Source organism: Chlorogloeopsis fritschii PCC 6912, assembly GCF_000317285.1.
Taxonomy (GTDB): domain Bacteria; phylum Cyanobacteriota; class Cyanobacteriia; order Cyanobacteriales; family Nostocaceae; genus Chlorogloeopsis; species Chlorogloeopsis fritschii.
Genome location: NZ_AJLN01000051.1, coordinates 108,222 through 120,794, shown reverse-complemented (window position 1 = coordinate 120,794; position 12,573 = coordinate 108,222). Strand labels below are relative to the sequence as shown.

The 12,573-nt window shown below is 40.1% G+C and carries 10 protein-coding genes; 4 read left to right on the top strand and 6 right to left on the bottom strand.

All coding sequences use genetic code 11. From position 1 onward, the window contains the following. Window positions 1-32 precede the first annotated feature (32 nt). Window positions 33-311 carry an Npun_R1517 family heterocyst differentiation transcriptional regulator gene (locus tag UYC_RS0108050; protein ID WP_016877329.1) on the bottom strand — a complete coding sequence of 93 codons (279 nt, stop codon included), beginning with the start codon at window positions 309-311 and terminating at the stop codon, window positions 33-35. Window positions 312-1,603: 1,292 nt separating this feature from the next. Between UYC_RS0108050 and UYC_RS0108045 the strand changes: the two genes are divergently transcribed. Further along, complete coding sequence (locus UYC_RS0108045) at window positions 1,604-1,987, top strand: NAD(P)H-quinone oxidoreductase subunit M (protein WP_016877330.1); 384 nt, start codon at window positions 1,604-1,606, stop codon at window positions 1,985-1,987. A gap of 809 nt (window positions 1,988-2,796) precedes the next feature. Here UYC_RS0108045 and UYC_RS0108035 read toward each other — a convergent pair. After that, window positions 2,797-3,069 carry a hypothetical protein gene (locus UYC_RS0108035; RefSeq protein ID WP_016877331.1) on the bottom strand — a complete coding sequence of 91 codons (273 nt, stop codon included), beginning with the start codon at window positions 3,067-3,069 and terminating at the stop codon, window positions 2,797-2,799. Window positions 3,070-3,523: 454 nt separating this feature from the next. On the opposite strand from UYC_RS0108035, the gene UYC_RS0108025 reads away from it, so the two are divergent. The 3 genes from UYC_RS0108025 (at window position 3,524) to UYC_RS0108015 (ending at window position 8,418) form a co-directional block, all read left to right on the top strand. Next, complete coding sequence (locus UYC_RS0108025) at window positions 3,524-5,866, top strand: protein phosphatase 2C domain-containing protein (RefSeq protein WP_026087650.1); 2,343 nt, start codon at window positions 3,524-3,526, stop codon at window positions 5,864-5,866. Between the two features lie 172 nt (window positions 5,867-6,038). Beyond that, the gene (locus UYC_RS0108020) at window positions 6,039-7,622 is read left to right on the top strand and encodes a CHAT domain-containing protein (RefSeq protein ID WP_016877334.1); all 1,584 of its coding nucleotides are present in this window, start codon (window positions 6,039-6,041) and stop codon (window positions 7,620-7,622) included. Between the two features lie 151 nt (window positions 7,623-7,773). Continuing rightward, window positions 7,774-8,418, top strand: coding sequence for a hypothetical protein (locus tag UYC_RS0108015; protein WP_016879340.1), 645 nt, complete (start codon window positions 7,774-7,776; stop codon window positions 8,416-8,418). Between the two features lie 266 nt (window positions 8,419-8,684). On the opposite strand, the gene UYC_RS0108010 is transcribed toward UYC_RS0108015, so the two are convergent. The 4 genes from UYC_RS0108010 to UYC_RS0107995 form a co-directional block, all read right to left on the bottom strand. Beyond that, window positions 8,685-10,058 carry a PrsW family glutamic-type intramembrane protease gene (locus UYC_RS0108010; RefSeq protein ID WP_016877336.1) on the bottom strand — a complete coding sequence of 458 codons (1,374 nt, stop codon included), beginning with the start codon at window positions 10,056-10,058 and terminating at the stop codon, window positions 8,685-8,687. Window positions 10,059-10,585: 527 nt separating this feature from the next. Next, window positions 10,586-11,188 (bottom strand): DJ-1/PfpI family protein, encoded by a 603-nt coding sequence (locus UYC_RS0108005; RefSeq protein ID WP_016877337.1) that lies wholly within the window; start codon window positions 11,186-11,188, stop codon window positions 10,586-10,588. Window positions 11,189-11,340: 152 nt separating this feature from the next. Further along, window positions 11,341-11,802: a nitrate reductase associated protein gene (locus UYC_RS0108000; RefSeq protein ID WP_026087651.1), complete on the bottom strand. Its 462-nt coding sequence runs from the start codon at window positions 11,800-11,802 to the stop codon at window positions 11,341-11,343. 70 nt (window positions 11,803-11,872) lie between these two features. Then, the gene (locus UYC_RS0107995) at window positions 11,873-12,325 is read right to left on the bottom strand and encodes a phosphate-starvation-inducible PsiE family protein (RefSeq protein ID WP_016877339.1); all 453 of its coding nucleotides are present in this window, start codon (window positions 12,323-12,325) and stop codon (window positions 11,873-11,875) included. Between the last annotated feature and the right edge of the window lie 248 nt (window positions 12,326-12,573).

The following is a 12,573-nucleotide window of genomic DNA, read 5'->3' as shown; positions in this document are numbered from 1 at the left end:
CATACGTAGCAGCTTAATTACAGGTTTCATCATTAAGCATTCTCATTAAAATTTCGCAGACGCATTAATTGACGTCGCATTTGTGGTGAAGCTTTAAGTTCTGAAATTTCTTGCGTTTTTACAGAAGCTTGTAGGGTTTCTAGAAAGTCATCGGAACCTTCTGTTAAAGCATCTAGTAGCACTTGTAACAATTGATCGCGATCGCCCAATAAACTTTTTTCTTCAATTAGTCGGAACTTCAGATGTATTTCACACTCATAAACTCCTACTTCGATATTGTTGATTTGACGTGGTAAAGCTTTAGAACTCATAGCTGTTAGGATTCCTTTACTTTATGTTGATTGAGGTGGAGGAGCTATATCTACAAGCAAAAATTCTTTATGTTTTTTTCGGAACTAAAATATTTGAATTAACCCTCTTTTTTTGTGGAACAAAACTTGTATTCCATTTTGCCTCTCCTGCGTATTGTTTATAGCTAAACTTTACTACTGTCAAGTTTTCCGATCAAGGTTCAAATATTTCAGCATTAGCTGTGTTTGAACCAAGCCATAACCATTATTCAGTTTTTAAGATTGTATACAATAAAGTTTCTGTAAGAACTAGTTCTAGCTTTTTAAAGGTTTTTACATCAACTTTATCTCTACGTCAATAACAGTTTGAGTTTTTACTGAAAATTTAGTATTTTTACGTAAGTAAAATCGCTGATTTTCTCTACATTAATGAAAGCTAGACGTTATTGTGTCTAAATTACGTAAAATTACTAGATGTACTAATTTTTCTTTTGACAGACAAGCAAGATTTATAGACATAGTCAGCAAAAAGTAAAAATTCTTTTTGGGAAGACAATTATAGACATGATTTCAATGATTCGCCAAGTATCTCACATTAGTTCATTGCCAATCGCAGGAGTAGATTATGAATATGCATGAACATTTACATTAGTAGAATCACTTACTGCTAAAGTAATAAGGCCATTTTTTGCTTATGTAAAGATGAAAAATTGTAGGCGGACAAACTTTAGCCATTATTGCTAGTACAACCCTCTATCACTTTCAAGTCCAGTGCGAGCAAAATTACTATGCCCTCAGAGCTTGGTGCAGGTAGAACGTATCATCAGGGTACACAAGTGTGTGCAGTCCTTTTTATAGGCTGAGATGCCTCAAGAGCAACTTCCCGTTTTCCTGGCACGTGGCGTTACAGAGAAGCCAGACAATCTTCATGATGTAATTAATCAATTGGTTAACCACACGTTTAGTTTGGTAAAATATACAGTCTCAACCCCCAAAAGTAGACAGATTAATAATTGACGCAGGCAAAATAATTACCCATGCTGACAACAAAGGCATTGCCTTTTCCTTATTAGGGGTTTTGGCGACCATCTTAGCCGAAGATTCAAGGGGATTCAAGCTGATCCACAGCATCTGCAACAATTTCAGTGTGAAGATTTCGTTTCATGTCAATCCTCAATAGGGATTAAGATAGAACTATCCCCTAATCAAAAAAGTAAAATCCCGATTCGGTATTAGGCTGCCCATAGCATCTGCTGACTGTTTGCTTGTATTCTATTCAAACGAGAAACTGGATCACCCTATTTGACACTGTTATGGACGACAACCCAATGCTCCTCAAGTCCACAACCCGACATATCCGTATTTTTGCGGCTGAACTGGATCGGGATGGCGAATTGGTTCCCAGCAATCAGGTTTTAACGTTGGATGTTGACCCAGACAACGAATTTATCTGGGATGAAGATGCTCTGCAAAAGGTTTATCATAAGTTTGATGAACTAGTGGAAGCATATAGCGGCGCAGACCTAACAGACTACAACTTACGTCGTATTGGTTCGGATTTGGAGCATTTTATGCGATCGCTCCTGCAAAAGGGCGAAATTAGCTACAATCTTACTTCTCGCGTCACAAACTACAGTATGGGGCTTCCCCAAGTTGCTCCTGAGGATCAACAGAGTTATGGATTAACGAAGTCATGAAGAATGACGAGTTAGTTGAGTTAAAAGTTATAAACTATAAATTTTTCACTCCTAACTCCTTTACAGGTAAAGCATGAGATGGATCTTGGTATTAAACCGATAAATTATCGCTCAATTGCTTTGCTCGTACTTTCCGTAACCACAGGCTGTTTGGCTACTGCCGCAGCCTTTTACTTGTTATTAATTAGTGCTCCACTCTCATTGGTGTGCTATCGAATTTTCTAGAGATGTCGTCTTAAATAGTTAATCTCTAAATTGGTAAACATCTTTCAAGCTTGAATCCCCAAAGCTTTGTAAAAACAAATAATATTAGTTAGATTAGTCGTAAACTCAACTTGTCCATTGTTAGGGCCTTTTTGAACTAAGAATTATGAGTATATTTCCTAACAATTTCCGAGCCGAAGAAAATTGGTGGTAAAAATAATAAAATAAAGTATAGTTAAGTTGATTTTTGTTACAGAAGCGAGTATTTAATCTCTAAATAATATAGATTAGCTCGTGATTAATGCTAATAATTATACTGATACATATTGATTGTATGCTCAGACAAACTGAAAATAATAATTTTATTTAATTAAATTAGAGAATTTAGAAGAGAGCTATAGATTTTATTTATGTTAATAGAGTGTGACCACACTTTGCCTTTGGTAGCTTCCAAGCGCCGTTTTTCGACGCTTGGAGTTAAGAAACCTGCAATAGCTCAGTGAATTCACTATCTCCCCTGTCGTTAGACGAGAGAAATTATACTTTGATAAATTTTGATTTTTCTTTCTGCCCCTAACCTTATCCTCCAATCTCAGGTTAAGTTACTACCACCACTGCCGATTTCCTTCTTCATCAACTCGTGCTTCTCGAATCACGTCTGATATTTCTTCAGCATCTTTAACATGATGTAACGCTTTTTTTTCACCATCCGGCTCTTCTACAACAAAGTAAGTCGGGACTTCGATCTGATCGCCGGTGATATCAGGAGCATTTACCGCTTGTTGTTGGGATTTTTCTTCGATGCTTTGTGGCTGTTGAGAAATTACATCACCAGGATTGGCGGTGCGATGAATTTTTTTTTCTTTGTTATCTTCCATTACACTTTCACAGATGAGATATGTTAAATTTGCAGTTAAAGTAGTAGGCGAATAAACTTAAATACTCTAGCAGTAACAGATTGCTACCAATTGAAGACTAGCTTTTTAGCTGTCTTCATAAGTTTATTACCATCTACTTAATTAAAAATTAAAAGAAATACCAACCCATTCTCTTCTTTCTAGAGGGGTAATTATTCCAAGGAATCTAGTCATGGTAGCTTTATGGTTTGATAGCAGGTTGTGAATTGAGCCGGTCTGATGGTGGAGTAGCCCATAGAGGAAACTTCAGGTGGACTGAGGACATTGTTTAGACCGACCTTAGCACCTAGCTTCTTTTGCAAGTTAAAATCATGATCCAAAGTTGGATAGATCTAGTTAAGGAAACATTAGCGGTTGAGAGTGCCGCTGCTATTAATGTTGAAGAAATTGCCAATTGCAGATCGGTGGGAAAACTATGGAAAATGATGCGGCTACGCTCTACTGCCCAAATGAAAATTGTCAGGCTCCCAATCCTCTTACCCACAACTTCTGCCAGCGATGCTCTACACCCTTACCTAAACGCTTCCTTTGGGCTGTCACAGATGGTATGAGCTTGGGTGAAAAGGGAGATATATTAGACGATCGCTATTTAGTTATAAATAAATCTATTCTTTTAGATACCAAACCTGGTTTTTTACCTCAAACACCAGATCCAGAAAAATTACAAGCTATTAGACCTTATTTAAGATTAATTTCTTATCGCTTGCATATACCGCAGGTATACGGAGTCTTGCCTATTTTTGATGGGCAGCAAGAACAAGAAATACTACTGTTAGAAAAATCTCCAATTAAAATTACAGATATTGCAGCCTTAAGTGAAGTAGATTTATGTAGCGAGTTTACCTCTGCTTGGCGTGATGCTACATCAATGCGCCAACTAAATTGGCTTTGGCAGATAGCCCATCTGTGGCAACCTCTTGTAAGTGAGGGCGTTGGTTCTAGTTTGCTGAACTCCCATTTACTAAGAGTGGAAGGATCATTAGTACGATTGCTAGAATTTCCTTCTCAGGATGCTGCGCTCCCAAACTTATCTGAATTAGGTGAATTTTGGCAACAACTGCTGCCAGGAGCAAAACCAGCGATCGCAGAATTTGTAGGCGAAATTTGTCGTTGTTTAATTGACCAAGAAATCAAAGCTCCAGAGCAATTAATTAGAGTTTTAGATAAAGGACTGGCAGAACTAGGCCAAACCCAATCTCCCAAAATTACGATTGCGACTAAAAGCGACACAGGGCCAAGTCGCCAACGTAACGAAGATGCTTGTTATCCTCAAAGCGGTAGCATCATCAGTAAACCACCCCACACTAGTGCTTTAACAATAGTTTGTGACGGTATTGGTGGACATGAGGGTGGAAATGTCGCATCAAATTTAGCGATTGAAACTATTCAACACCAAGTACAAGAACTAACCAAAGTTCCTCACGATCATATAGATCCCATTCTTCTACTAGAGGATTTACAGCGAGCAGCAGCTGTTGCTAACGATAAAATCAGCCAGCGCAACGACAGTGAAAGTCGGCAAGGACGACAGCGGATGGGAACAACTCTGGTGATGGCTTTACCTGTTGGACATGAAATTTATATTGCTCATGTTGGCGACAGTCGTGCCTATTGGATTACACCTTACGGCTGCTATCAAGTAACCCTCGATGATGATGTTGCTTCTCGTGAGGTACGGTTGGGTTATGCCATTTACCGGGATGCCGTGCAACAAGGTGCCTCCGGTTCTTTGGTACAGGCATTGGGGATGAGTCCTAGCAGTTCATTACATCCCTCTGCCGAACGCTTTATCCTTGACGAAGATTGTATTTTCCTACTTTGTTCTGATGGTTTGAGTGACTTCGACCGTGTTGAACAGTATTGGGATACAGAAATTTTACCGCTATTGCAGGCAAAGACTGACATAGCAAGCATTACAGATCGGTTAATAGAGATAGCAAACACGGTGAATGGACATGATAATGTCACTGTTGCTTTAGTACACTATCAAGTTCAATACTCCGAACCAGAAACCAAGCTAGCAGAAGTATCGCCTGAGCTTTTTAACATTCCAACAGTTAGAAATTCTTTATCTCAAACTTTACAAGTTAAGCCAGAGAGTTTTAGCTATAACCAAAAAACTCAAGTAATGCCCGATACCGCTCCTAGCAAGCGTTCGCAAGTACCACTACAGTTAGTTATTCTTTCAGTCTTAGTACTCCTTGGTGGTTTTTTCGGATACTTGTTGCGCCAAGGAGGATTTTTAAAAGGGAAAGTGCCTGATTCTCCAACCATCACAAGCACTAATCCTCCTGTTACTGTCACGCCTCCACCACCTGTAGCAAGCGATCGCCCTGAGATAATTCAGGCTAAGAGCGAAATATCATTTAGTACCACCACATCACCTCCAAAAGCGGTGCTTGTTCCTGCTGGTAGCATTTTGCGGATTGAACAACCAGGTATAGAACAGACAAATCCGAAATCTTGGATATACTTACGAGTCTGCTCCTTGGGAGCCGAAGAAGGAACTTTATCTACAAATCCATCCAATCCCCTATCAACTCCCATAGCTAAAAAACCTTTGGCGAAGCACGGAGATGTTGTCAGGATGCAATTAGCCAACTTTAATTCATTGCAGAATACCTCTATATCTACACCCACACCTGAAGGTATCAATCAATGTCTGGCGAGCAATACTGCTGTCACTTCTGGGGAAAAACCATCCATTGAATCTAATCCTACGCTTGTGCCTGAGAATAGAGTGCCACCATCAAGATAGATACTAGTTCTGTTAACAGCAGTGAGTCAAAAATCGATAAACTAGTAAAAGCCTAAAGTTGTATAAGTAAAAGCTAAAATCAGTAACTTAAAATAAGACAAATTTTTGCCTTATAAAATAATTATTTGTTATTTGAGTTATTTGAAATTTTTCATCTTACGCTTTTTATGTAATGAATCCATCTCTGAACTTGGCGATTACACATCTTGTCAATACCGGCCCTGACAATTTCGCCATTTGCGTTTTTGAAGCTCCTTATCCTAGTGGTCGTGTGATTCATGATTGCGTTTGGCATCCGGGCTTAACCCATGCATGGCAAGAGTGGCAACAAATGTTTGCTCTTCATAGCCGCTTAGACATTTCTTTTGGAGTCACACCTCAAACCCAAAACATACCCCCAAGCGAGTTGCTTTCTCTTAGTTCTAGTCAGACAACCAATTACACCAGTCGTCTGATGCAATATTTAGGCATGAGCCTATGGCGCTGGGTATTTGACGGGCCGATCTTGGGCTGTCTGGAACGCAGTTCTGGTATCGCTATGGGTCAGAATACACGTTTGCGCTTTCGGCTGGAAATTCGCGATCCAAGGTTAATTGCCTTGCCTTGGGAAATTATGCAACGCGAAGCCGGTCAGTCGGCAATGTCACTGTCCCAAAATATTTTATTTAGTCGTACTACAAGCGAAGTTGAATCTCTACCGCGTTTACGTCCCGACCGCGATTTAAATATTTTGCTGGTTTTGGGAGAAGATGAAAACCAAAAACTCCAGCTAGACAAAGAAGCTGCGATTTTAGAGCAATCCCTTGCCAATGGCTCTCTGCTTGGCAGTAATTTTCAGGGATGCGCACCTTGCACTGTCAAAACACTTTTGCAACCAACCCCACAACAGTTAATTAAAGAGCTAGAAACTAGAGCAGCTTACAATATATTCTTTTACGCGGGGCATGGTCTACCAGGCCCTGATGGAGGATATCTATTTTTGCACCCCGAAATGCGTCTCAACGGTATGGAATTGGCGCAAGTATTAACTCATACTGGTGTCAAGCTGGCTGTTTTTAATGCTTGCTGGGGGGCGCAACCTGCTGCTGTTGAGGGGCAAGCTATACCCTCCAGCAGTTTGGCGGAGGTGCTGATTCGCAATGGTGTGCCCGCTGTTTTGGGAATGCGAGATCAAATTGCCGATCAAGAAAGCCATTCGTTTATTCAGTCCTTTGTCCAAGGTTTACGAAAGCGGTTGCCAATAGATCACGCTGTCGCAGAGGCAAGGCAACATCTATTAACAGTTTATAAATTCAACCAACCTGCTTGGACTTTGCCGGTTTTATATCTACACCCAGAATTTGATGGTGAATTGCTCAGGAGTTATGAGGAGGGAATTACAGAACTACCAGAAACTTCTATACCTGGGATTGGCTCTTTATTTCCTGCTGCCTGGTTAAAGTCGGCTGGTAATACTTATACACTCCAAAGTGGTGTGACTCGGATCGGCCGCACGGCAGACAATGATATTGTCATTCCCGAACCATCGGTGTCTAAAAGTCATGCCGAAATCTTATGCCGGAATACTTTCACAGGAACTACTCCCGTGCGAACCTATTATCTACAAGAAAAATCTACCTACGGTACAACCTGGATTTTACGCCCTAATGGTTGGCAGCAAATCCATCGCCAGGAAGTCCCCTTAGAACCAGGGATGCAATTAAAGTTTGGTAGCATGAGAAGTCATTCTTGGGAGTTTACAATCGAAGACTCCTAAACTTTTCAATACTTAAAACGTGTTATTTGCAGTTGTAGTATCCAGCAGAAAATATCAGATTTATCTCACAAATTTAAATTTCCCGTGCGGAAATTATGTGCCAGCAGTTGTAGCTGTAAATACCACAAAACAATTGATTGGGAGACGACACATGAATAACAAAATCAACGGCTCAGATGATTTCCAAACCCTACCATCTCAAATGCATTTAGAATTTTTAGAAGCTCTGTTGCAAGTTGAAGATGCTACTTATCCTTGGAATCCATCCGAAGAGCAGTCTGAAGAATATTTTATCCAACTCGAAGAGCAGTTTGCTCTCAAAGATGTGTTGGAAGATGAACTTACTGTCCGCTCGCAAGCTTTTTACAGCCAGCTAGATACGCTGTGGGCTGCTAGCACAGAAAAATATGGTTGTAGCATGAATCAAAGCATAGCTGCTAAACTTCAAGAGAGTTTGCAAGCTAGTTTTGCAGCACGTGTACCACAAGAGTGGTTGAGGGCGATCGCTCAGAAAACAGCTCAAATTATCAACTCTAAGCAATCAATGGCAGAGCAGTTAGTGGATTGTGTTCAGAGTTTACTGCCTAGTTGGGGAGAAGAGGATTTATTAGTACTAGCTCGTCCTTATGCCTATGCCATGCGCAGCAACGATCCACAAAAAACAGCAGAAACTGTATTTAATAACGTTGGCGAAGGCGAGTGGACAAATTTATCTGAAATCGAGCAAGCAAGAATTAGCTTGGCGATCGCTTACTATGCACTTCGCAAAATCAACACTCTTCAAGGAGAAGCCTAAACTCAAACTCCACCATATCTGGATCAATTACATTCTTTTGGTCAGTAGTTCTGCCTGCAAGTGGCGCTTGTATTACTTTCAGTAGCTATTTGAAACATATTTACTAGTTATAAAAGCGCCATTTTCTTTAGTATAAAAAATTTGATGGTAATTCTATCATCGCTCTACCTACAGACAAAAAATATTATTTATTTCTACAAACTAGTCACTTGTAGGTAAGCTACTGCCGCTAAAGTGTATTCTATAACCTCTACCCTGTCACCTAATTACTTAGGGCCAAGAAAGCGAGTAGCAAAATTGTGTTCGCGTGTGGGTGATAGTGCCCGTGCCTTGAGAATTGCTGCCATCAAAAAGGCATAAGATAATACACCTACAACTACCAATAACAAGCCATTGAGAGTTCCCGTGGCGTTCCATAAAGCATGGAGTCCAGAAGCAGTTAAGTAGCCAATTAGCAATATTTGCCAGCTTTTTCTGGGTTTGAGAACAGCTAATCCAATAAAATAGCCGAGATAGCCACTATAAGCCATATGTCCTGCCACAGAACCTAAAATACGAGGAATTAGCAGTTGCAATCCTGCCAATTGACCGGCACCATCTCCCGCTTGAATGGCAACATTTTGTGTAATTTGTGGTACATACTGCCCTAGTGTTTCTAATAAGGTAAAGCCTACAGCAGAAGCGGTTCCCAAAAGAATGCCATCCAAAGGCTCCCAGACACCGACACTTTCTCGCCAGGGCGATCGCACTCCTTTACCGATTGCATATGCTAACAGTATAGGTAATGCTTTGATCAATTCCTCCATCAAACCCGCACCAAAAAAGTAGCGGATCAGCAATTCTGTAAAGGTAATAGATTCCTGATCTGAAGGCAAATTTCCCGGCAGGATACCGCGAAATATAAAGATAAAAAAATCTAACAGCGGACTGAGCAAAATGATGATTGTTGTCAGTGCTGCACCTAATAAAACCCACCAAGGCTTACGCTTTCCACACAATTGGTAAATAAAGTAGTAGGCAGCGAATGCAATATAAGATCCGACAATAACTTGGTTCGCTTGTGGATCGCCTACGGTAGCAAACATTAATACAACAAAGACAACCGTGAGAACTCCCGGTATTAGATAAGCTTTACGAGTTAGGTCTTTGCCAGTAGAAATAATTGGAAACAGTTGTGTGAAACTGACTGAAGAATCAGGGAGTGTAGGTGGTTGATATCCTGCTGGTGGTAATGATGTAGCGTCAGAAACAGATGAAATTACAGTATATTGCTGGTTAATTGTGTACTCAAATACAAATTCTGGCCCGTCATAGCCAAGAGTAATGCGATCGCCCGGCATTAATTGCTGACAACCTTGCAAGCGTTGTCCATTTAAATAAGTACCATTGGCGCTATTGAGATCGCAAATAACCCAGTTAGATTCGCTATCGATTGATGAAGAGAGAGGACGAACCACCGCATGACGACGAGATACCATGCGATACATCATGGCATCTAAGACAACTTGACAGCTGGGATCGCGTCCAATTACTACTTCTTTACTGGGAAACAGCGAGTAGCGAAATTCTGATCCGTAAGCTGTTACATTACCAGACACTAGCCGCAGAAATGCATTTCGTCTTGCGTTTTTGCCCGTCATTGAGTTGCAGGGTAGTAATAAATATATCGAAACAATAATTGGCAGTAGGACTTAACCCTAGCCACATCAATAGCAGCGTTGCTAAATACAACTATAGCTTTACTCTCTGTTGAGAAAATGGAAATTAAAGAAATCAAAATAAAAATGTTATTAAGGTTATTAACTATCAGTTTCTGCTTTTTGTTAACTGTTTACTACTAAAAGTTATGATATTGGCTTAAACCTTTCCCCCGTTCATACCTAGTTGCGTTCAAACATATTAGTTTTGGCAAGCAGGGGGAGCTGGGGAAGCTGGGGGAGAAATACTACCTATGATTGCAACTTGGTATCAGGTGCAAACTGTAGTGTGAGCAAGGAAATGTATCAGTAATAGCCGATACAGTTCCTTTAATTTTAGGAGCTTGCAGCCTTAGATGGGCGATCTGAGATCTTGTTGCGCTATTCTCAATAACCGTAAGGTGGGCTGCCTAACTTTCCTCCAACCCTTATTTTGACGTTGTGGACAGTGCCCACCCTACAAAAATTGCTTAACTTACTGCTGCCATTTCGAGATGCTCAATCTTCGTGCCGAGTAGTTTGAGGAATTCTGCCAGCCAGCGAGGATGAGCAGGCCAAGCAGGGGCAGTCACCAAATTTCCATCAACTATTGCCTCGTTTGCTGGAATTTCTACGTAGGTGCCACCTGCACGACGAACATCCGGAGCGCAGGCAGGATAGGCAGTACAGCTTTTTCCTACCAGCACATCCGCAGCCGCCAGGATTTGCAAACCGTGGCAAATCGCAGCGATCGGCTTGTTCGCTTCGGCAAAGTGACGAGTAATTTCTAATACTTTTTGATTCAACCGGATATATTCTGGTGCACGTCCTCCAGGAATAACTAGAGCATCATAGGTGTCAGCTTTTACTTCTGCAAAAGTCGCATTTAAAGTGAAGTTATGACCGGGTTTTTCACTATAAGTTTGGTCGCCTTCAAAATCGTGAACTGCGGTTCGTACTTGTTCGCCTGCTTTTTTATCAGGGCAAACAGCATGAATGGTGTGTCCTACCATTTGTAGCGCTTGGAAGGGAACCATCACCTCATAATCCTCTACATAGTCCCCAACAAGCATCAGAATTTTCTTGGCAGCCATATTTTCATGTCCTCGATTTGATGCTAAAAAATTGCTGATACAAAAGTTATATTATCTTTGTATTTCTATATTTGTGTATTTTTTATATGCTTTTTATTAATTTATAAGTAAATTACTACTTATTTAAATTATGCAAATTTTTAATTTCTGAACTATGCTTTTGCAAGCAGATTGAATTCCTTTAATGCAGGTACAAAATTTTTATTCTCGTGTCCAGAACGGCTGAGTTTAATCAAAGCAAAACGTTGTAATGGAGTTAAGTTTGCCCATTGTTCAGTTGTAATCATAATACCTACTTCCTGAGCTTTTTCATGAACGCTCGTTGGAACAGTCCGAGCATCCATCCACGCAGGATGAGACTCAATAGGCAATTCACCCACTGGTGTACCATTGCGTTGTAAAATCAAATCTTGAATATACTTTCGGTAAGCTTGAATCTCAGATTCTGTTGAGCAAGGTAATTCAACTAAATTTTGGCGTTCCACTTGAGTCATGTGGTTCCAATCTGATAATTTCAGCTTAATTCCACAAGTATCTAGTTTGCAACGTACCTGCATGGGGATACAGCGCAAGGACTCAACAAAATCTGCTTCAAATTGGAAAAACTCTGTCATAAACCAGAAACAAAATAGAATTAGTAAAAAGTAACAGTGACTTTTTATATAATCAACTTGCCCTTGCAAATTAATGTCTGGCATTCGTGCTACGAATAATCCAATAACTAATTGATAAAGCAAGTATGGCTACTCCTAGACCAATAATATCAACACCTGATACTTTCTCTAGGTCAAGAATAATAATTTTACGAGCCACTGCTATCAATGAAGTTACGATTACTAATTCTACTTGCAGAACGTGTTTTTTGAGATAACCTGTGATATTTTCTAAAATTTCTAAAGCTATTAAAATATTTAAAAATAAACCAAATATTTTATATAATGTGGTATTGAATTTTCCGTATGGCGCGGTAAATAGCTCTTTAAAAAGAAAAAAACCTAAATCTCCGATCGCTGTTAAAATTACCAGCACCATAAAAAGAGAGAGAACTTTAGATACCAGCACCTCTATATTTTCAATGAGGTGCATGAACTTCTCATCTTTGCTAGTTTCTCTGACTTGCTTAAAGAGTTTCCGCATCTGCTAGACCCCGTTTTTAAATGAAAATATTTACTCAGTTGGAAGGGGTGCCTTTAGCAGCTTATCATTAATAGGCGTTTTACTAGACCATGAAATTTGCTTGTAGCTATGCAAAAAATAGTAGAGTGCGATTGCCTCTTGCCAAAGTCTCGATTTTTAACTCTTTCTCTGCTCCTCTGCGTGAGGTAAAAATTTTTATGCCAGAAGTTTAGTAGCAGAAGTGAGCGAAAATAAGCCAGAAGCCCGAA